Genomic DNA, 21,947 nt, shown 5'->3' with positions numbered 1-21,947 from the left:
TTTTGAGCGGTTCCTTCCAGACACCGCAGAAAGTTCCAGAACCAAGAACTAAGGCAATAATATTCGGTATATATTAGGACTTACGCATTGACATAAAAGCAAAAATGACAGGTAGAGTTTTCAAGGCTTCTATCTAGGTTTTTCAATCATATTTTGGCGATCGCCAGCAATCAAAAGCAACCTCCAAAAGCCTGGAACAATGTATTTACGTTAAAACACAAGATAGCTCTTTTGTACAGTGCGTAAGTCCTATATATGTAATTGGGATTGGTTTGATGTCACGCAGACTTACTTTTAAACCACTGGGTAAATTATGACCAAAAAATAATTTGGGGCGTTCCTGAATGATGGGATGATTTCGCCATATTCTGAACGAATTATTAATATTTTCAGCCGCTAATTCATCCCGCATTTATGCAACTGCTAATTTGGATGCAGAGCAACTAAATTTATTTATGGGGTTCTTAAGTTTGAATGAGTGAATGCGTGACTTTTGACTTTTTCCAACGCGAGTTTATGTTGAGCGGAGTCGAAGCACAGCGTCTCCAAGAGTTGGCGCTGACGGCGTAACTTTCGGGAATCATATCATGTCCGGCTGATTAAGCTGATAATTTTGTAATTTACACATTGTGCTTTTTTCAAATCATTGTAGTGCGGGCATCCTGCCCGCGTTCAGTATGCAATTTAAAAGCGCGACAGCTTAGTTATAATTTCCGCATCTGTGGATAAGTCTTTAACCGGACACGATATCACTCCTTCTCCTGATATAGAGGCTATTGGAGTAGTGAGTAGCGTATTGGTGGGAAAACTGGCGCGAAGATTCGGGAAGTGCGATTGCTCCGAGCAATCGTCTGCTGTTTTTTACAGTCATAAATAACCCAAAATAACAGAAGCTTGTACCCTATAAATAGACTGTTGAGGCTGCTATTAAAAAAAGTACAATCACATGGCTGATTCTGATAAATTTCTGTGCCATCGGAGCGTGCGCTCTATCGATATGCTTCAAGGTGTAATTACTTCTATCCTATTGCACTCAATTTTATTAATAGGGAGCAAATATTGGTACAGAGCTTTGATGCGTGAGCCGAAGCAAGAAATTACCCAAGAGACTCCAATCGAGGTAGTTGAAGTTCCTGCTGATAAAACAGATATACCTCCTCAAACCTCATTCCGGGCTACTAAAAATTCTATTGCCGGTGGTAAAGCTTTGCCAGAAAGACCTGTTTCTGTAGTGAAGTCAGCGAATCCCACAGAATATAAAGCCTATAATAAGCGTTCTTCTGACTTAACAGCCTCATCTCCAGCAGAGGTATTCCAGACAGGACGGCAGCAGCAGAAAACAGAATCACCAAATATATCTCGTCAACGACCACAATTTAAATCTCAAAAAGCGGTATCAGCATCAGTAACCAAGGCACAACTACCTAACTCTAAAAAAATTGCAGTAGCACCAATGGCTACACCACTACCAGTTCCACTTCTTAAAACAGCGCCCAACCCAAAGCCAATACCTTCAGCACGTACAACCACAGTACAAGCACCTGATTCTAAGAAAATTGCAGTAGCACCACTTCTTAAAACAGCGCCTTTGACAACACCTTTAGTACTCAATCCAAAGCAAACAGCCTCAGCACGTACAACCATAGTACAAGTGCCTAACTCTAAGAAAATTGCAGTAGCACCAACGACTACACCATTACCAGCAACACTGGGAAAAACAGGGCTTGAAAGAGCTACGACATTACCAGTACCCAGTAATCCTAAGAAGTTAGGGCAATCGACAACTAGATTAAGTGCGCGAACACCGACCCAAGCTCAGTCATCTCTAAAAACAGGTGCAGCAAGTTTGTTGGGTGGTACTCTGGGTGTATCTAGCCAGAATTATCGTGGTGATGATCTGGCAGCCTTGCCTAATTCCAACCGCGATCGCCAAGCTCCTTCTGGTATTGATGCCCGCAGTCAAGATATAGACCTCACCTCTTACTTAAACAAACTAAAGCAACGCGTTCGGCAGCAGTGGCTACCAGGAATGAGCCAGTCTAATCGGCGAACGGTGCTTAACTTCACTATTAACCGTTCAGGTCAAGTTAGCAATCTCAATATTGCACAAACCTCTGGGTTCAGTATAACTGATGAAGTAGCACTCAATGCTATACAGCGAGCTGCACCTTTTGCACCTTTGCCCACAGGATATCCCAAAAACCAGATTGATATCGAATTTACGTTTGATATCAATGTTTATGGCGAACTAAATTTATGGAGGGATGGCGGTTAATAGCAGGAAAACAGAGTGCTGGCTGGCGATATCAAAGCTTGTCGAGTGTAGTGGTGCTGTGGTCTTGTTGGCATGATGCAGCCACTCTGCCTGCAACGCCAGCTTACCCGAACCGTATCAATGGGTACATAATTATATATATGTGGCAATTTTTTTTGTAACGAATTTATGCAAAGCTGTAAAAGAAAAATGCTTTGTTAAACGTTATCCATGAAGATCCATAAAGTTTCTACTACTCCTTTAAGCGACCAAAAGCCTGGTACTTCTGGGCTGCGGAAAGCAGTTAAGGCTTTTCAGCAGCCCCACTACCTAGAAAATTTTATCCAATCCATCTTCGATTCTGTAGGTGACTTGCGTGGGCAAACCCTAGTCCTGGGTGGTGATGGTCGTTATTACAATCGCCAAGCCATTCAAATCATTTTGAAAATGGCTGCGGCCAATGGCATTGGGCGAATTAAAGTTGGTCAACAGGGGATTTTGTCTACTCCTGCAACTTCTGCTATTATTCGCAAGTACCAGGCTATTGGTGGCATCATCTTGTCTGCTAGCCATAATCCGGGCGGACCAAATGGTGACTTTGGTGTGAAATATAACATTAGCAACGGTGGCCCAGCCCCGGAAAAAGTCACCCAGGCTATCTACGATCGCAGTAAAGTAATTGATAGCTACCAAATTCTGGAAGCACCAGATGTAGATTTAGAAACTTTAGGTGAGTCACATTTGGGAGAGACGGTAGTTGAGGTGATTGACTCCGTACATGATTATCAAGAGTTAATGGAGTCCCTGTTTGATTTTGATCGCATTCGTGAACTATTAACAAGAGAAAGTTTTCAGATCAGTATCGATGCCTTACACGCAGTGGCTGGCCCTTATGCCCATGCCATTTTTGAGCAACGTTTGGGCGCACCAGTGGGAACTGTGCGTAATGGCACACCCTTAGAAGACTTTGGCGGCGGACATCCTGACCCAAATCTGGTTTATGCCCATGAGTTGGTGGATATTTTATATGCAGAGGATGCGCCAGATTTTGGGGCGGCTTTTGATGGAGATGGCGATCGCAATATGATCTTAGGGCGTAAGTTTTTTGTCACCCCTAGCGATAGCCTCGCAGTGTTAGCAGCCAACGCCAAGCTAGTCCCTGGTTATAGTACAGGTTTAGCCGGGGTAGCGCGATCGATGCCTACTAGCCAAGCAGTAGACCGAGTTGCTGCTCAGATTGGGATTGAATCCTATGAAACACCTACTGGCTGGAAGTTTTTCGGCAATCTTTTAGACGCGGGGAAAGCGACTCTCTGCGGTGAAGAAAGTTTTGGTACCAGCTCTAACCATATCCGCGAAAAAGATGGGCTATGGGCTGTGCTGTTTTGGCTGAATATCCTAGCAGTCCGACAACAATCTGTCGAGCAGATTGTCCGGGAACATTGGCAAACTTATGGACGCAATTATTACTCTCGCCATGACTATGAAGAGATACAGACAGGGCCTGCTAACACTTTAATAGAAAGACTGCGTTCTTTATTGCCAACTCTCAAAGGCAAGCAATTCGGTAACTATCAAGTTGAATACAGTGATGACTTTAGTTATACTGATCCTGTTGATGGTAGCATTAGCGATCAACAAGGTGTTCGCATTGGCTTTACCGATGGTTCTCGAATTGTGGTGCGACTTTCTGGTACGGGGACTCAAGGTGCAACCCTAAGGGTTTATATAGAAAGCTACGAGCCAGATCCCAGCAAACATGACCTTGATCCACAAGAAGCACTTGCTTCTTTAATTACTATTGCCCAGGAGATAGCCCAGATCCGCGAACTTACAGGACGGGAACAGCCAACTGTAATTACCTAGTACTTTGCTTGCGCTATGAGTTTTGTAGTAAGCACAAAGCCTATTCTTTTCTAAGCACTCTTTGTGATTACTACGAACTTACCATTGCCATTAGTTGGTGAAGCCCAGATATTAACCCAAATTGCTAGTTATGCAAAAGTGCGATCGCAGCGATCATACTGAGAGAGCTTTTTTACCATCTCTCCGACTTTTCAAACACCCTCTTAGCATTCTGAGTATAAATCAAGTGCAAGCCCAAGTAGTAGCTGCACCCGATGGCATCAGTACAATTGTCACTCCTAATGGTAATCAAATTGATATTAACTATGGGCAATTAGCTGGAGACAAAGCCAATCTCTTCCACTTAAAACTGCGGCCAGAGAGGATAGTTTCGCAAGACTGCTTAAACAATGCAATAATAAATTTCACCCTTTGACTAAGCCGATAGTGCAATGACAAAAGCCCATCAATTAAGTCAATCTACTTACAGATGTTATTAACCTGTCCCTAATTCCTGAATTTGAGAACTGAATTTTTACTAGAAGTTTCAAGTATTACTTGTTCATTTAGGTACTCCTATGAAAAAATTGATTAAAGGTTTGCGCGAGTTTAAAAGTAGTTATTTTTCCGCCAATGAAGAACTGTTTGAACAACTTTCTCATGGTCAAAAGCCCAGAGTACTATTTATTACTTGTTCAGATTCGCGTATCGATCCAAACCTGATTACCCAAGCTGGGTTAGGCGAATTATTTGTTATCCGCAATGCAGGTAATATTATTCCACCATTTGGTGCAACTAATGGCGGTGAGGGGGCAACAATTGAATATGCTATTCAAGCATTAGATATTCAACAAATTATTGTCTGTGGTCACTCACATTGTGGTGCTATGAAAGGGTTAATGAAGTTAGACAGCTTGCGGGTAGAAATGCCTCTTGTACATGACTGGCTCAAGTATACAGAGGCAACGCGACGACTAGTAAAAGACAATTATAGCCACTACGAAGGGGAAGAACTCTTAGAAATAATTATTGCTGAGAATGTGCTTACCCAAATCGAAAATTTACGGACTTATCCGGTGATTCACTCTAAGCTTTACCAAGGGAAACTCAATATTTATGCTTGGATTTATCAAATTGAGACAGGAGAAATTTTGGCATACGATCCACAAAAGCACGCCTATGTCTTGCCTCAAAATCAGCTTCCTCCATCGGAGACAGATGAGACATTACTTAGCCCAGCTTTAAATAGCAATGTGGAAATACATTTTACTAAAACTCAACAACGGGAATTTGAATCGTCCCCGGAACTTCCTAACGCACATGAATGGTTTCCAATGACAGTGCTTTCTCCAGAGCAAATGGAGCGAATTTATCGAGGCTCGACAAAAAAGTAAAGCGACAACAAGCAGTCAGACGGTAAGCATTGCTTTCTGTTTGGCTGCCTTGATACCCTAGCCGTAACGCACTAAAAGCTTTGGAGAAAGTGCCGTACTTTATGCGCTTTCACACCTATGTATATTTTAAAAATCAAATATAAACCCTATATATGGCTCAGAATTTTCAGGAATTGGTATTAGTTAATCGCTGCTTAATCGATTCAGATAATCGTTCTGGATGCTTAGAAAAATAAAAGATTTTTAATAAAATAAAATTCAGGTTCCGAGCTAACCAAATCTGCCATTGTTCTATCAGTGGTAATGTTTTAATATAATCATTAAATACCTTTCTCATTCGCACTAGACTCATTCCTCTTGCAGAATCATCAAATGTTTTAGTTCCTGGATAATATCTATAGTTACCCCAAATCTCATTGAAATATTTAACATGAGATGATCTAACCGCTTTCAAAAGGAAATCTACATCCATTGCATAATGTTCTTCTACTTTGTATAGTCCTATTTGCTCATGCAATGATTTGTGGTAAAAGTAAGCAGAAGGATTTAACGGAAAAGAAGCATCGATAATTCCATCGTCATTAATTCGTCTTTCTAACAATAAATCAATCGTCCTTAATTGTTTAACTTTATTAATAGAAATTAGTTTCCCTTCCCGATTGCAAACATTACAGTTACCAACAATCAAGCTAGGCTCTGGTAAACTTTGGAAAATTTCACAGATGCGGTTAAGGACGTTTATTTCATAAAAATCATCAACATTTAAAACACCAATAATTTCTCCTTGTGCCATAGCAATTCCTTTATTGAGAGCATCAGATTGTCCTCGATCCTTTTCGCTAACCCATCGGATGTGGGGATATTGATTGGCTTTATCTTTAATAATGTCTATTGTTTTGTCGCTTGAACCTCCATCGACAATGATATGCTCCACTTCTAAACAGTTTTGGTCAATCACAACTTGAATGCAAGATTCTATGAATTTCTCACCGTTATAAACTGGTGTAATTATACTAATCATTAACAAGCGCCTCGTGTGGGTATTCCAAACAAAAAAATCATTTAAACGATTGCTCTCTAATCATAGAGTTCCCCATTTGCACAAGTTTATAACGTAACTGCTTTTTTGCGTAAGTCCTGTAGTTTATACAATAGCTCTGTCTGCGACAAGAACACGGATTTCAAGAACTCGTTTTAAATTATACATACTTATCTACGGTTTGGCATTCACTGTTGATGAATAGAGAATTCGCTGTTCATTCTTGTGCATACAGCATATTGCTACGGCAAGAAGATACTTTGACATCAACTATTCTCAAGCTTTCCATCCTTTTTTTGTTTGATACGGTAAATCCAACTTATGTCTGTACGGTTTACCCAACTTTTTTTAGATTTTCCTTTTATTAAATTAGTTTCTAGAGAGAAGAAACAAAACAAATAAAGCTTCTCTCTCAAAACGTAGAGGTTCGATAATTGGTTAAATATCTGAAACCTCTACATTCCCCTAAAACTTAGTTTGATTGCTCAAAAGTCAATTAGAAAGTTAAGGAGAGATTAAGATATGGCAGTCATTCGTTGGGAACCATTCCGTGAAATGGAGATTTTACGTCGTCAAATGGATCAACTCTTCTCTGAGCTTACAGCAGCCGAGCGCGCCAACTCTGATATTTCTGCATCACCGAGAACAGCTTGGGTTCCTGCTGTTGAATTATCTGACAATGGTTCAGAGTTCATCTTAAGAGTTGAGATTCCAGGCGTGGAAGCTAAAAACCTGGATGTTCAAGTTACTCAAGATGCAGTTTCGATTGCTGGTGAGCATCGTTACGAAAAACATTCCGAATCTAACGCCAAAGTTCATTCTGAATTTCGGTATGGCAACTTTACTAGAATAGTTCCTCTACCAAGCAAAGTTCAGAATCAACAAGTTAAGGCGGACATGAAAGATGGGATTTTAATTCTGACTTTACCTAAACTGGAGCAAGAGCAAAACAAGGTATTCAAAGTGAATTTAGGTAACTCTCAAAGTACTACAGCTTCTATAGAAGCTGGCAATGGTAATACACAACCCAGCATTACATCACAACAAAGCGTTTAAGTTACTTGAGAAAATGTTTTCTCTGATTCAATAGTTCTTATATCTCTGAAATAGTTGCATTTTGAGAAAAACCCCAGCTAAACTTCTCGGCTGGGGTTTTTGTCGCTTAACTCCTAAAAAATAGATAGGCTAGTATCGTCAGGTGGAAGTCAAAAGTCAAAAGTTTTGTATATCAAAACTTTTGCTGTTTCAAATGGTAGTTTGATTGATGCCGCGCTGTACTAAATATATTGCAAGAAATTCAGGGAGAGGGCGCTATTCCTCTTGTACATCAACCCAGATGCTACCTTCTTCCACACGAATAGGAAATACTGGCAATACTTTTTGTGGCGAAACCATCGAGAGTACTTTACCTACACCAGGTGGCCAAGAACACCAGCCTTTTACCACACCAGTCTGTAGGTCAAAAGCACTGCGATGGAAGGTACAAACTATTGCCCCATCTTCAGTGATTTTCCCATTTTTCAAGGGTAATTTTAAGTGGGGACAGTAGTTATCTACAGCATAAAGCTGATTTTCGTGGTTCAAAACCAGAATTTTCCGGTTGCCAACTTTCACCACTTGTCGCGTACCTGGGGAAAGTGCTTCGACTGCAAGAACTTTAGTCCAACTCATTAGGTGCTCCTCTCCTAATTAATCTGCTTTCAGTTTCTCGCAATTGTAACCACTGCGATCGCCTTTGAGTACTAGGGAGTCAAAAGGTTATACGATTTTGGATTTTGGATTTTAGATTTTGGATGGGAAACCGCTTGGTGTATCTGGGTTTTCTCGTTCTAGCCTCAAACCTCTTTCCATAAGCATCTGAGGTTCGATATTCTCAACTTTAGGTATCGCTTCTAACTGAGCAATCCTAGCGATCGCATCTGCAATATTACCTGATTGGGCACGCAACCAAGCGGTGTGAGGTGCATAGTCAAGGCTTTCTACTATTTCGTAACCGACTCGATTAATTACCTCTCGCTGCGACTTCACATCAACGCCTTCAGCAAAGCGGATGAAAATAAGCCCGGTTGGTACTGCTAGGGAACCATTTGGTTGTAAGGTGTAAATTGGACTTAGTGTTCCCTGTTCTGATTGATTGGGTTCGCCTGGAAAAACTGCTATTTTACCATCGTTAAGTTGTAAAATTGCTCCTGTTACCAGGGTTTTGGGTTGATTGTAATGTATTGCATAATATCCAGGCTTACGAGTGTAAGATACATCAGTGCGTAGTCGTAGCCCGGCGTAGGCATGGCTGCCAACGTGAATTTGTTCAGGATACTCAGAAAAGTAATCTTTTTGAAATCTCACTTCCGGAATCAGGGGTAAAGAATACACCTGTAGAAAATACTCTGCTGGGAAATAAAACATTTTTTCAAGTTCTAATGATGTTATAGCGTTTTTCAATGGTATGGAATACAAATTTTCTATCGGAATGCAAGCTATACGCCTTTATTCATATTGAAGATTCGTAAAACAGCCTGACCTTGAATTCCTCTTTTCTGGAAAGACGAATCAAAGGCTTGTATGAACTTAGATAGATTAAATTCTGTTTTAGTTGTATCTTTTTAAACTGTAATACACATATAACACATGAAATCAGAAGCATCCATAAACTAAACGTAAATACCAAGCGCACGGTGCAAGAATGCAACGTATGATGCAGTTTTTCCCATCCAAATGCCCAATTTTTAAGATAGTAATATTTCAAATATCCCAGGAGATAAAATTATGGTTCAAGTTCGCTATGGTGGGCAGAACGGTCAACAATATGAACTTGCTATCAGTGACGAACACGTTGTAGTGCGTACCGAAAGCCGCAGCGCTCTTGTTGGTGCAAGACCCTTTGAAGTCGCACCAGTGTCACCCACAGCTCGCAACATCCTTAATGAATTCGAGTTAGCAACGCGGTTTCGGCAAGCGGGTGTAGAAATTTTGCGAGCGAAAGTTCCGACTGAAGGTGTCGCTTTGCGCGATCGCGCCCGTGAAATTCTCAACCAAGAGCCTGAAGTCCAATTTGCGGGACGTGTTCTTGTCGATCCAGTATCCCAACAACCTATAATTTACACCGAAAACCTCTTCCTTAAATTCCATAGCGAAGAAGAGTTAACGGTTTGCCAAGAGGTCTTAAGACGTTACGACTTAACAATTAAACGCCAACTGGAATATGCGCCAAATGCTTACTTTGTCAGTGCATCTGCAAATACTGGTATAGCTATCTTTGACATTGCCGAAAGACTTTTGAATGAAGAATCAGTTGATTTGTGCCATCCTGAACTAGTGCGGGAGTTACGCCAACGTCAGGTTTTCCCGCAGCAGTGGCACTTAAAGCAAACAACAATTAATGGTAAGGTAATTAACGCCCATGCCAACGTTGAGGCAGCTTGGAAGTTGAGCGATGGCACTGGGACGATTATTGCAATTATTGACGACGGTGTGGATCTCGATCATGAAGAATTCCGTTCCTCTGGAAAAATTGTTGCTCCGCGTGATGTCACACGTAAAACTGACAATCCCAGCCCGGGAAACGACAATAACCACGGGACAGGCTGTGCAGGAGTAGCTTGTGCAAACGGCAACTTTGGTGCATCTGGTGTGGCACCAGGTGCAAAGCTGATGCCGATTCGTTTAGCTTCGGCGCTAGGGTCGCAGGATGAAGCAGATGCTTTTGTTTGGGCGGCTCAAAATGGTGCTGATGTAATTTCTTGTAGTTGGGGTCCCGCAGACGGTGTTTGGTATGAGCCAAACGATCCTGTACACAAGCAGAAAGTACCTCTGCCTGATTCCACACGCCTTGCTATAGAGTTTGCAATTAATAAAGGACGCAACGGCAAGGGCTGTGTAATTTTATTCGCGGCTGGCAATGGTAATGAAAGCGTCGATAATGATGGCTACGCCAGCTACCAAAAGGTAATTGCTGTGGCAGCTTGTAACGACTACGGCAACAGAAGCGCTTACAGTGACTTTGGTCAGGCGGTCTGGTGTGCCTTCCCCAGCAACAATGGTGAGAGTTCTCAAACCCCTGGAATTTGGACAAGCGATCGCTCTGGTGTAGTTGGCTATAATTCGGGTAATCGGAATCTGGGTGACGTTCCAGGCAACTACACGAACCAATTCGGCGGAACTTCTAGTGCTTGTCCAGGTGCGGCTGGTGTAGCAGCCTTAATTATTGCTAGAAACCCAAATCTGCGTTGGGACGAAGTGCGAGATATTATTAAACGCTCTTGCGATCGCATTGATCAAGCTGGAGGTAAATATGATACCAATGGTCGTAGTCCCTTCTACGGTTACGGTCGAATGAATGCTCTGAAAGCTGTAGAATTGTCCAAGCCACCTGAAACATCACCCATCAGCAGATTCCAGGCAGTGCAAGATATCCCAATTAACGACTTACAAACATCAACATTATCGTTGGCGATCGCTAGTACTAGCCTGGTAAAATCTATCAAAGTTAATGTAGACATCGAGCATACTTTTATTGGGGATCTTGTAGTTACTCTCCTTCCCCCAGTGCAAATAGGCGTACTTCCTGTAATTCTGCACGATCGCCAGGGCGGAGCTACAGATAATATTAAAACAACCTATGACGAGATAAATATTGTTAAACTTGCTGCTTTTAAAGGTAAAAATCCCCAAGGAACCTGGACTCTGGAAGTTGCAGATAAAGCTGACGCAGATACAGGAAAGATTCGCAGTTTGATCATTGAAATTGGATTTTAACCCAAACATATTCGCTTAAAGATAAGCAGTTATAAGGTTAATTAAACAATAAGGAATTTCATGAGGACTAAATTATAACATTTACCTAAAACATGCTGTATGTGTGAATTCATCAGCGTGGTATTTATTTTTTTAATTTCCATAGAGATAGACTGTCCTTGAAAACTAAACCTATGTTCAAGCCGTGTTCTTTTTTCAAAGTATCTTGTAATTTTTCAGAAGCATTGAGGAAAAAGACATCAGTAAAAGTATCAGAAATTTCTTTAATATTTGTTTCAGGAAATAATTGAAATTTTGTTTGTGGTTCTAGAAGATAACTTATAGATAATACATTTCCCCAACCCCAATCTCTTCCACATTTTAAGCAAATAATTAAAGGGTTTGGAGATTGCTTAATAATATTTACTATAGGAATATTATCAGAATTGTAACCTTTATTCCACCAAGTTTTTTTCGGTAAAATAATCAAACATGATATGATTTGTAGAAAAATTAACCCAAGGAGTAGTAATCTCCATAAATGCTTACGCATATTCATATCTGGAGATAAGATAGTTTTTTGAGCTAATAAATAAGCTATAGCTAAATGGCATCCTAAATAAACAGGAATTGAGTATCTAATAATTACAGAACGAATCCCACCAAAAATTACATCCGGTATGGCTTGGGCTAGTGCTGTTAATGAAATTAATATTAAAATAAAAGACCAAGTTGACTTGGAAGTTTTACGACAAAGAAAATAAACTGCATAAAGTAATAAAATTACTAAAAGTCTAATGATTAAAAACCAAAGGCTATTTTTTAACTGATCTGGGTAACTATACTCCGATGTTATATCAAAAAAAATACGCGCCCAATGAATCTGCCATGCATCTACTAAATCATTTAGCGGCACACTACTCTTCGACCATTTTATTGTTTCTTGAACTTTGCCTGATTGAGTAATTATTAAAAATAACCAAGGAAGAAAAGCTAATATTCCAGCTAATAATGCGCTCACATAAGCAATCAATATTTTTCTGGTTCGGAGTCCTTGATTGACAGCTACATAAATACCTTGCCCAATCGCTACCAAACTAAACAATAAATTTGTGTATAATCCTATTAATAAAGTGACAGAATAAATACTCCAACTTGGTTTTGTATGCAACCTGATTGCTCTGAGCAATGCAGCACTAGATAACAGGATATTTAGTGTAGAAAAACTATACATTCTTGCTTCCTGGGCATACACAAGATGAAATGGTGATACAGCTATAATAGCAATTGCTACTAAACCGACGATTTTTGATTGAAATAATTCCTGGCATAGCCAATAAAGAGCAGGAAAAACTAATAAACTTATAAAGGCAGAAAAACTTCTTGTGGCTGCGACTGTACTTCCAAAGCATTGCACCCACAAATTCGTCATCACAAAATACAGGGGTGGATGTTTTGGATCTTCTAGCGCTAAACCTTTAACAGTATCAATGATACTTTTCCCAACTCCAGGACTTTGATATTTTTCTAATAATGTTCCAGCAGTTAATATTTGGCTATTAACTACTTCTTGCATTAAATCTGATTTGGTGTAACCATAAATTCTTAAATAAGTAAATGTTTCATCTGCCCAAGTTATTTTTTCATCAAGATTGGTAAATCTTATCAATATCCCTATGACTATCAAAACAACAGTTAGCAACTTGAAACTATTAAAGAATAAATCATCATCTTTTTTTTGAATTGTTTTAGATGAGTCAGGCATAAAAGCAGATTATCAATAATGATTTTTAATTTATTAGTTTATTTGACTTTGGATATAAAAATTTAGGGCTTACGCATCATACATCTGAGTTTTCACGGTATCTGGAAAACCTCTCTCCATAGACGTGGTAGACGCTTCGCCTTCCATACTCTCTCACGGATGGACTAGTAGAGGCGCACAGCTAGCTGTGCGCCGTCTGTCCTCTCATCGATGTGAGCTATAGGTATTCAACTGGACTCGATATAATAATCTGTTAGCTTTGAGTCACAGTTTCTTTCGCCAAGAACTTCTCTAATTCTGTCAGCGCATCAGCATCAACCTTAGTTTGCATTGGGCAGAACTTAGGCCCACACATCGAACAAAACTCAGCAGTTTTATAGATATCTGCGGGCAGAGTTTCATCGTGATATTCCTTAGCTCTTTCTGGATCGAGTGATAATTCAAACTGACGGTTCCAATCGAAGTTGTAACGCGCCTTAGAAAGTTCATCATCTCTATCCCTTGCACCAGGGCGATGTCTAGCAATATCAGCCGCATGAGCCGCTATTTTATAAGCAATCAACCCATTCCGCACATCTTCGGCATCTGGTAGACCCAAATGTTCTTTAGGTGTTACATAGCACAGCATTGCAGTTCCGTACCATCCAGCCATTGCTGCTCCAATAGCTGAAGTGATATGGTCATAACCGGGAGCAATGTCTGTCACCAATGGCCCTAAAACATAGAAAGGTGCTTCAGAACATTCTTCCATTTGCTTACGGACGTTGAATTCAATTTGATCCATTGGGACGTGTCCAGGACCTTCCACCATCACCTGTACATCATCTTCCCAGGCTTTGCGAGTTAGCTGTCCAAGGGTTTTCAATTCAGCTAATTGTGCTTCATCTGAGGCATCATGGGTGCAGCCAGGACGTAGGGAATCTCCTAAACTGAAGGAGACATCGTACCTTTTGAAAATCTCAATAATATCTTGGAAGTGGGTATAAAGTGGATTTTGTTTGTGGTGATGCAACATCCACCGCGCCAAAATACCGCCGCCACGAGACACAATACCAGTGAGGCGATTTCTCACCAAGGGCAAATGCTCAATCAAAATCCCTGCGTGGATAGTTTGATAGTCTACTCCTTGCTGGGCGTGCTTTTCGATGATATGGAGAAAATCATCAGCAGTCAGGTTTTCGATTGTGCCGTGGACACTTTCTAAAGCTTGGTAAACTGGCACTGTACCAATGGGAACAGGTGAAGCGTTGATGATGGCGGTACGGATTTCATCCAAATTACCGCCGCCTGTGGACAAATCCATCACGGTATCAGCACCGTACTTCACCGCCAGATTTAGCTTATCAACTTCTTCCTGAAGATTAGAAGAGTTGGGAGAAGCGCCGATATTAGCATTTACCTTACATTTAGAGGCGATGCCAATAGCCATCGGCTCTAGGTTAGTGTGATTTATATTAGCAGGGATAATCATTCGTCCCCGCGCCACTTCCTCACGAATGAGATCAGCAGGGAGATTTTCGCGTTGGGCGACGTAGTGCATTTCTTCGGTGATAACACCTTGGCGGGCGTAGTGCATTTGAGATACATTACTTTGCCCACGTCGTTTAGCAACCCATTCTGTCCGCATATTGTAATTCCTCAATAAACAGCTTCCCTCCGCTGGTATTACCCAGACTCAGGTGTTAAGGGTGTGATCTCAGCCTGGTTATATAGGCACCCCTAGCATTGATGTAGTGTACCACCTTCGTTATATCTGGGGGCAAGGGTGTTAAAAATTTATGCTGTTTTTTCGGAGTCTGGGCTTAGAGACTTCCAACTAAAAAAATATTATCTCATCGCTTTGGCGAGCAGGGAAAGCAGGGGAGGAAGAATTTAATGATCATAATAGTCGCTCCCAAAATTGAATAATTTAATTTCTGGAAGTCCTTTTAATAAACTGTATTGACTTATACCGTTTCTTTGTGAAGCTGCATATATTTACCCCCCGGCTACGCCGTCCCCCCTTACCAAGGGGGGACTACAGGGGGGTCTTGTTACGTGCATCTTCATGCAGAATTGGTATTATAGACTTACCCCTTTAGGAAAGCAAGTTAGGGACATCCAAGAATTAAATTACTCAATTCCTACATCCAACGTAACTATCCAATTTTTTCTCCCCCTGCTTCCCCTGCTCCCCCTGCTCCCTCTGCCTCCCCTGCCTTCCAAAACGATTGATTATTTTTTAGTTGGAAGTCCCTTATGCACAGCATTTGCTATTGAAAGGGAATTTAATACAAAAATTACGAATTACGAAGTTGTTCAATTAGCTCAATAATTTGTTGATAATACTGGATATTTCCTTCTTGATAATACAAGTCTGCTGATTTCTGGAAATCTGTAATTGCTGGTTGATAGTCTCCCAGATTGCGATAGACATCTGCCCTAAGAATGTAAGCTGAAGCCCAATTAGGCTGACGCAGCAAGGCTTGGTTTAAGTCTGCAAGCGCCCCTTGTAAGTCTCCCAGCAGAGAACGGCTACGACCCCGATTGTACCAGTCTTCAGCAAAGCTAGGGTCGATCGCGATCGCTCGACTATAATCTTCTATTGCCCCTTGATAATCTTCTAGGGCATAGTGAGCATTAGCGCGATCGCTGTAAAATGCAGCAGATTGGGGATTTATTTGTAATGCTTGGGTGTAATCCGCGATCGCATTTTCATATTCTTCTAAAGCATAATGGGTAGAACCTCGGTTGTAATATGCTTCAACTAAATCGGGATTAATTTCTAATGCTTGATTATAATCTGCGATCGCTCCTTGTTCATCCCCCAAAAGACGACGAGCATTTCCTCGATTGCAGTACGCTTGCGAAAATTCAGGAACAAGCTCTATTGCTTGAGTGTTATCATCAATTGCTCCCTGTAAATTTTGCAAGGCTTCACGGGCAATCCCCCGACCGTAATAAGCTGCGGCTAAGTTATCATTAATTTGCAATGCCCGATCGTAATCTTTAATTGCTCCTTTATGATCTCCTAAAGAACGACGAGCCGCCGCGCGATCGCAATATCCTTCTGCTAAATTAGGATTGAGTTGTAATAAGCGATTACTATCTTCAATTGCACCTTGATAGTTTCCCAGTCGGCGACGAGCATTCGCCCGAAAGCCGTATACTAAAGCTAGAGTCGGATTTTCTTGTAACGCTTGGTCATAATCTGCGATCGCACCCTCATAATCTCCAAGAGTACTACGAATCAGACCTCGCTCAGAATAGGCTTGCACATCATCAGGATTGAACTTTAGCGCTTGGTTAAAATCCTCAATTGCTTGATGATATTCTTTGAGATGAGCAAGAACCAGACCTCGATTGTAATATGCTCCGGCAAACTTGGGATTGATTTCTAGGGCGCGGTTGAAATTAGCGATCGCACTTTGATAATCTGCTAAAGAGTAGTGGGCATTACCTCGGTTATGATAAGCTTCTGCCAAGTTTGGATCTAATTGTAATGCTCGGTCGTGGTCAGCGATCGCTTCGTGAAAATTTCCTAAGATATGGTGAATATTACCCCGATTGCTGTAGGCTGCGGCAAAATTGGGATGCCACTGTAAAGCTTGCTGAAAATCTGCGATCGCACCTTGATGATCGCCGCTTTCAAAACAAGCTACGCCTCGATTATGATAGGCATTAGCAATATCAATATTGATATTATCAGCTAACTGGGTACTAGTTTCAATTGTTTGGATATAATCAGCGATCGCTTTGTCGTATTTTTCTAAAGCAAAGTAAGCATTACCCCGGCTGTGGTAAGATTGGGCGAGATTTGGATCGATTTGTAATGCTTGGTTATGATCTGCGATCGCTCCTTCGTAATCGGCTAAAAAGTAACGTGCATTACCTCGGTGAAAGTAGGCTGTGGCAAAATTGGGATTGATTTCTATAGCGCGATTAAAATCTGCGATCGCACCACGATAATCTTTGAATTGACCACTTAGAATAATCCCTCGATTATGGTAAACTTCGGCATAATTAGGGTTGAGTTTGATTGCTTGGGTGTAAGCTGCGATAGCTCCTTGATAATCCCCTTGCAAGTTGTGATTTAATCCTTGGTTTAATAATTCTTCAGCATTCATATAATTTTTTTAGATTTCGACATTCCCTAACTTTCAGGCAACGGGATTTTTTACGATATGTTTTGAAAATCGCTCCAGTTACTATTGTGCCTCTTGCTAAGATTTTAATTCCTGATTTTCTGTGAGCTTAGATCAGTGCGACGTATTTCAGGCGACTTAAACAGCAGCAAGCACCGCAAATAAGAACGGTGGGTGTCTGACTCGCCGTTTTTTGCTGGTATTAACATAGTAGCGGATAACACATTTAACCAAGTGCGATCGTATCTACTATTAACATGAGTAATCGGTTAAAATATTTTGCTGGTTTACAGTCCAAGTATCAAGCAACACAATATATAGATGCTGAAATAAAACGAGTAATCAGGAGTACAAAAAATGAGGGAAAATGACATGAAGCAGCAGAGTATTTGTTAAAAGAAGATGCAGTTCGCTATGGTTGGGCTAAGTCTTATCTCAAAAAATCGTCAGACAATAGTAAATAAACTGGTTTGCATCACCAAACTACCAACATGACCAGATTTATTCACGACCAATTTGCCAAAGATTATCTCGAACAATTACTCACTCCTTACGGCGAAGTCCAAGCAGCTAGACGAGTCGCAGGAGAAGTTAGAGAAATTGACGTTTATTTCATCCCTAAACCACAACCAAATAACATACCAGAAACACTAGGATTGTTAGGTCAACTTGTCACTACCCCTTCTCTACTTGAACCATTTCGTAAGGCAGCATCAGCTACAGAAATTTGCGATTGCCTTTTAAAATTATTAGAGGTACGTGGCGATTTACAACGACAGGCAAATCGAAATAAAACACGCATTTTAGAATCTGACTTACCAAAATTATGGATTCTTACCCCCACAGCATCAGCGCAACTCTTATCAGGATTTGGTGCTAATCCAAAAGTTGGCTATCTTCCTGGAATCTACTTCATGCCAGAATATTTGCGTACCGCGATAGTAGCAATTCATCAGTTGCCATCTATCTCAAAAACCTTATGGCTGAGAATAATCGGTAGAGGGAACGTTCAAAAGCAAGCAATTGACGAACTAGAAGCCCTTACTCCTGATAATGCTTTCCGAAAAGCAGCGTTAGAATTGCTGTACAACTTGCAACAAAACTTACAAGTCACTCAAAATCAAGACGAGGAAGATAGGGAATTACTTATGCGATTAGCACCACTTTACCAACAAGACCGAGAACAGGCTAAACAACAAGGAATTCAGCAGGGAGAACGCTTAGTGGTGGAAAACTTGCTCAAAGTTCGCTTTGGTGAAATAGATAATGAGCTTCAAGCAATTATTGAACCTTTATTGACGTTACCACCAGAAGAGTTTACGCCTTTACTGTTGCAGTTATCCCGTGAAGAATTAATTGATAGGTTTTCGTAGTGTCAATCACATATCTTTTACTGATTATGAAAAAGAGTTTAACTCTTTTTCCTTCTTATTTTTTCCACTTTTTACCTCACGTTAAAATGTAAAATTAAAGACATTAATACAGCATTATAAACACCAGATTATAAGTTTTTCTAATAATGAAAACTTTATTTTATAGGTTTGCATAGTCATGGATTTTCTGACAATGTTAGGATTAGCGGCTGCCACAATAACCACAATCTCTTTTTTGCCACAGATGTTTAAAACGTGGCGAACAAAATCAGCAAAAGATGTTTCTATGGTTACACTAATTACATTCATAACTGGTGTTTTTTTGTGGTTAATCTACGGAATCTATTTACAAGCCTTGCCAATTATTCTTGCTAATAGTGTGACATTAGTTTTTAACTTGATAATTTTATGGCTTAAAATTAGATATAGATAAAGAAGTCCTGGCGACTATAAATCTCGGCTAGACAAACTCTCGTCAGCCTGCGCGGACTAAAATCAAACCCACGTTCGCGTCCCATCTCGTAGAAAAGAGAAGGAAAAGTGGTTTTTGCCTGTGTAGGCGCGAATTCTATAGGACTCATATTTGATTTTTGAACAAAACTCAGTACACCTTTATTCCTTGTTCCCAGTCCCCAGTCCCCAGTCCCCAGTCCCCAGTCCCTTGCCTCTACGAGTGATTCAGAAATCAAATCGGATTGCTATATAAGACTCCATTATTTAAACACCCCTAAAAAACATCTGTGACATCATCTGTATTTACCTCTGAACACCTCCTTTTCACCCCCGCTAACCCAGATACCAACGCTATCCCCATCATCTTTGCCTTTCCCAATGAGTACAGCGTAGGCATCACTAGCCTCGGCTATCAGGTAGTTTGGGCAACCTTAGCAATGCGTGATGATGTGCAGGTGAGTCGCCTGTTTACAGACACTCACGAACAACTCCCCAGAAGCCCGGAAATTGTGGGATTTTCGATTTCCTGGGAACTGGATTATGTGAATATTTTAAATTTGCTGGAATCTTTAGAAATTCCTATTCTGGCAACCTCTCGTGATGATTCTCATCCGATAATTTTTGGTGGTGGGCCCGTTCTCACAGCCAATCCCGAACCTTTTGCAGATTTTTTTGATGTAATTTTACTAGGAGATGGCGAAAACCTCTTGGGAAATTTTATTGAGGCGTACAAAGAAGTGAGAAATGCTTCTAGACAAACTCAACTCAAAAGACTTGCACAAATACCAGGAATTTATGTACCCAGTTTGTATGAAGTCGAATATCACAGCCTAGATGGTGAAGTAAAGTCAATTAAACCAATTTCTCCCGAAATTCCCGCAGTGGTGCAAAAGCAAACTTACAGAGGAAATACTCTATCGGCATCGACTGTAGTCACCGAAAAAGCCGCCTGGGAAAATATTTACATGGTGGAAGTGGTGAGAAGTTGTCCAGAAATGTGCCGCTTTTGTTTAGCGAGTTATCTCACACTGCCTTTTAGAACAGCCAGTCTTGAAAGTTCATTAATTCCAGCCATTGAACGAGGTTTAGAAGTCACAAATCGGTTAGGATTACTGGGCGCTTCTGTAACTCAGCATCCAGAATTTGAGACTTTGCTAGATTATATTAGTCAGCCAAAGTACGATGATGTCCGTCTCAGTATTGCTTCAGTGCGAACCAATACCGTAACAGTTCAGTTAGCAGAAACTTTGACGAAACGAGACACGCGATCGCTTACCATTGCAGTAGAGAGTGGTTCTGAGAAAATCCGCCAAATCGTCAACAAAAAGCTGCATAACGACGAAATTATCCAAGCGGCGATAAATGCCAAAGCTGGCGGATTGAAAAGCTTGAAACTCTACGGAATGGCGGGAATTCCCGGTGAAGAAACAGAGGATTTAGAACAAACCGTGGCGATGATGCGTAATATCAAAAAAGCTGCGCCGGGATTGCGGTTAACATACGGATGCAGCACCTTTGTACCCAAAGCACACACACCATTTCAATGGTTTGGAGTGAATCGCCAAGCCGAAAAGCGGTTGCAGTTTTTGCAAAAACAACTAAAACCACAGGGAATAGAGTTTCGCCCAGAAAGCTATAATTGGTCGATTATACAGGCTTTGTTATCGAGAGGCGATCGCAGAGTGTCCCAACTCCTCCAACTTACTCGTGGCTTTGGGGACTCTTTGGGTAGCTACAAACGTGCTTTCAAACAACTCAAAGGACAAATCCCCGATTTAGATTTTTACGTCCACGCCGAATGGTCAACAGAACAAGTATTACCTTGGAGCCACTTGCAAGGTCCTCTGCCACAGTCTACACTACTAAAGCATTTGGCTGATGCAAAGAGTTATATCAACCCATCCCCCAAGGAACTACAGCCATTGAATTCCTAGCTGAAAACTTGATGCAAAACACAGCCGAGTATTACTGCGCCTATTGCGGCGAACCGAACTTAACTTTTATTGACTTGAGTGCTGGAGGACAACAATCTTATGTTGAAGATTGTCAAGTTTGCTGTAACCCAAATATTTTGTATGTTCGGGTTGATGAAGATACCCTAGATATCGAGATTGATACAGAATCCGAAAGTTGAATTTTAGGTTTTTCTTTCCATGCTGCACTTTAAACATTCCTCAGTAATTAATGTCCCACCAGAAGTAGTTTGGAAATTTCACGAAAGGGCAGATATTTTGCAACTGCTGAATCCACCTTGGCAGCCAGTCCAAGTGGTTCGTCGTGAAGGGGGGCTGAACGTGGGCGCTATCACAGAATTTCGCCTGTTTCTTGGCCCATTACCCTTAACTTGGTTAGCGCGTCATACTGAATGTGAAAAATATCGCCTGTTTACCGACGAACAGATATCTGGGCCTTTTGAATCTTGGGTACATCGACATGAATTTGAACCGGAAGCTGGCAAAACTAGGCTGACTGATGCTATTTCCTTCTCTATGCCTGGTGGAGGAACAGTTGAATTTGTCAGTGGTTGGTTAGTGCAAGTGCAACTAGAAGCTATGTTTCGCTATCGCCACTATGTAACGAAACGAGAATGTGAGTCACAATAGCAAAATGTACTGATAGCAAAAATTAATTATCCTGATTCTGCAACCCTTACCGCGAAACCCACTTTATCAAACCGGGAAACAAGCGATACAAAGCTTGCGATAAATTCCCCGAAGCAATCATCGCACCTGTAATCAGTACCGTAGGAGTCATACTTTAAATTTGAAAAACCTATTTACTATTTATCGGTCTGGGCAATTACACTCCAGAAAACTTCTAGCTTTCGTTAGATTTTTTACTTGCGGGGCTACAAAAAGGGCTAGGATGCAGATAGAATAAGCCTCATAGCCCTCTCAAAGAGCTGGTAGTACTTGCACTTATTAGGATTTAGTGTCAATAACTCAGCGACTAATTCATAAGAGTTT

General features: G+C 41.0%; 17 protein-coding genes and 1 riboswitch. Of the genes, 11 read left to right on the top strand and 6 right to left on the bottom strand.

Annotated elements, in window-relative coordinates; all coding sequences use genetic code 11:
- Window positions 1-946: 946 nt before the first annotated feature.
- From LC608_RS15360 to LC608_RS15345, 4 genes are all read left to right on the top strand, one after another.
- Window positions 947-2,275 carry an energy transducer TonB gene (locus LC608_RS15360; protein WP_229554358.1) on the top strand — a complete coding sequence of 443 codons (1,329 nt, stop codon included), beginning with the start codon at window positions 947-949 and terminating at the stop codon, window positions 2,273-2,275.
- A 210-nt stretch (window positions 2,276-2,485) separates the two neighbouring features.
- Window positions 2,486-4,120: an alpha-D-glucose phosphate-specific phosphoglucomutase gene (locus LC608_RS15355; protein WP_229554357.1), complete on the top strand. Its 1,635-nt coding sequence runs from the start codon at window positions 2,486-2,488 to the stop codon at window positions 4,118-4,120.
- Between the two features lie 226 nt (window positions 4,121-4,346).
- Entirely contained in the window at window positions 4,347-4,535 is a 189-nt protein-coding gene (locus LC608_RS15350) for a hypothetical protein (RefSeq protein ID WP_229554356.1), read from the top strand.
- A 142-nt stretch (window positions 4,536-4,677) separates the two neighbouring features.
- Complete coding sequence (locus LC608_RS15345; RefSeq protein WP_229554355.1) at window positions 4,678-5,493, top strand: carbonic anhydrase; 816 nt, start codon at window positions 4,678-4,680, stop codon at window positions 5,491-5,493.
- Window positions 5,494-5,659: 166 nt separating this feature from the next.
- Here LC608_RS15345 and LC608_RS15340 read toward each other — a convergent pair whose 3' ends face one another.
- The gene (locus LC608_RS15340) at window positions 5,660-6,514 is read right to left on the bottom strand and encodes a glycosyltransferase family 2 protein (RefSeq protein ID WP_229554354.1); all 855 of its coding nucleotides are present in this window, start codon (window positions 6,512-6,514) and stop codon (window positions 5,660-5,662) included.
- Window positions 6,515-7,054: 540 nt separating this feature from the next.
- Between LC608_RS15340 and LC608_RS15335 the strand changes: the two genes are divergently transcribed.
- Complete coding sequence (locus LC608_RS15335) at window positions 7,055-7,588, top strand: Hsp20/alpha crystallin family protein (RefSeq protein ID WP_229554353.1); 534 nt, start codon at window positions 7,055-7,057, stop codon at window positions 7,586-7,588.
- A 255-nt stretch (window positions 7,589-7,843) separates the two neighbouring features.
- Here LC608_RS15335 and LC608_RS15330 read toward each other — a convergent pair whose 3' ends face one another.
- Window positions 7,844-8,203 carry a Rieske (2Fe-2S) protein gene (locus LC608_RS15330; RefSeq protein ID WP_229554352.1) on the bottom strand — a complete coding sequence of 120 codons (360 nt, stop codon included), beginning with the start codon at window positions 8,201-8,203 and terminating at the stop codon, window positions 7,844-7,846.
- A 111-nt stretch (window positions 8,204-8,314) separates the two neighbouring features.
- Complete coding sequence (locus LC608_RS15325; RefSeq protein ID WP_229554351.1) at window positions 8,315-8,938, bottom strand: hypothetical protein; 624 nt, start codon at window positions 8,936-8,938, stop codon at window positions 8,315-8,317.
- A 360-nt stretch (window positions 8,939-9,298) separates the two neighbouring features.
- On the opposite strand from LC608_RS15325, the gene LC608_RS15320 reads away from it, so the two are divergent.
- Window positions 9,299-11,287 (top strand): S8 family serine peptidase, encoded by a 1,989-nt coding sequence (locus LC608_RS15320; protein ID WP_229554350.1) that lies wholly within the window; start codon window positions 9,299-9,301, stop codon window positions 11,285-11,287.
- 124 nt (window positions 11,288-11,411) lie between these two features.
- Here LC608_RS15320 and LC608_RS15315 read toward each other — a convergent pair whose 3' ends face one another.
- The 3 genes from LC608_RS15315 to LC608_RS15305 form a co-directional block, all read right to left on the bottom strand.
- The gene (locus tag LC608_RS15315; protein ID WP_229554349.1) at window positions 11,412-13,031 is read right to left on the bottom strand and encodes a glycosyltransferase family 39 protein; all 1,620 of its coding nucleotides are present in this window, start codon (window positions 13,029-13,031) and stop codon (window positions 11,412-11,414) included.
- A 253-nt stretch (window positions 13,032-13,284) separates the two neighbouring features.
- On the bottom strand, window positions 13,285-14,658 hold the full coding sequence (thiC, locus tag LC608_RS15310) for a phosphomethylpyrimidine synthase (protein WP_229554348.1): 1,374 nt from the start codon (window positions 14,656-14,658) through the stop codon (window positions 13,285-13,287).
- Window positions 14,659-14,665: 7 nt separating this feature from the next.
- Window positions 14,666-14,762: riboswitch (TPP riboswitch) on the bottom strand.
- A gap of 548 nt (window positions 14,763-15,310) precedes the next feature.
- Window positions 15,311-17,137 carry a tetratricopeptide repeat protein gene (locus LC608_RS15305; RefSeq protein ID WP_229554347.1) on the bottom strand — a complete coding sequence of 609 codons (1,827 nt, stop codon included), beginning with the start codon at window positions 17,135-17,137 and terminating at the stop codon, window positions 15,311-15,313.
- A 509-nt stretch (window positions 17,138-17,646) separates the two neighbouring features.
- On the opposite strand from LC608_RS15305, the gene LC608_RS15300 reads away from it, so the two are divergent.
- The 5 genes from LC608_RS15300 to LC608_RS15280 all read left to right on the top strand — a co-directional run bounded on the left by LC608_RS15300 (window position 17,647) and on the right by LC608_RS15280 (window position 21,584).
- Window positions 17,647-18,528 (top strand): DUF4351 domain-containing protein, encoded by an 882-nt coding sequence (locus LC608_RS15300; protein ID WP_229554346.1) that lies wholly within the window; start codon window positions 17,647-17,649, stop codon window positions 18,526-18,528.
- 178 nt (window positions 18,529-18,706) lie between these two features.
- A complete protein-coding gene (locus LC608_RS15295) occupies window positions 18,707-18,961 on the top strand; it encodes a SemiSWEET transporter (RefSeq protein WP_229554345.1) in 255 nt (84 codons plus the stop codon).
- A gap of 307 nt (window positions 18,962-19,268) precedes the next feature.
- Window positions 19,269-20,915 carry a radical SAM protein gene (locus LC608_RS15290; protein ID WP_229554344.1) on the top strand — a complete coding sequence of 549 codons (1,647 nt, stop codon included), beginning with the start codon at window positions 19,269-19,271 and terminating at the stop codon, window positions 20,913-20,915.
- Window positions 20,916-20,926: 11 nt separating this feature from the next.
- Window positions 20,927-21,115, top strand: coding sequence for a CPXCG motif-containing cysteine-rich protein (locus LC608_RS15285; RefSeq protein WP_012411100.1), 189 nt, complete (start codon window positions 20,927-20,929; stop codon window positions 21,113-21,115).
- Between the two features lie 19 nt (window positions 21,116-21,134).
- The gene (locus LC608_RS15280; RefSeq protein WP_229554343.1) at window positions 21,135-21,584 is read left to right on the top strand and encodes an SRPBCC family protein; all 450 of its coding nucleotides are present in this window, start codon (window positions 21,135-21,137) and stop codon (window positions 21,582-21,584) included.
- Window positions 21,585-21,947: the final 363 nt, after the last annotated feature.

This window comes from Nostoc sp. XA010 (genome assembly GCF_020829625.1).
Lineage (GTDB): Bacteria > Cyanobacteriota > Cyanobacteriia > Cyanobacteriales > Nostocaceae > Nostoc.
This window is presented reverse-complemented; position numbering and strand designations above follow the sequence as displayed.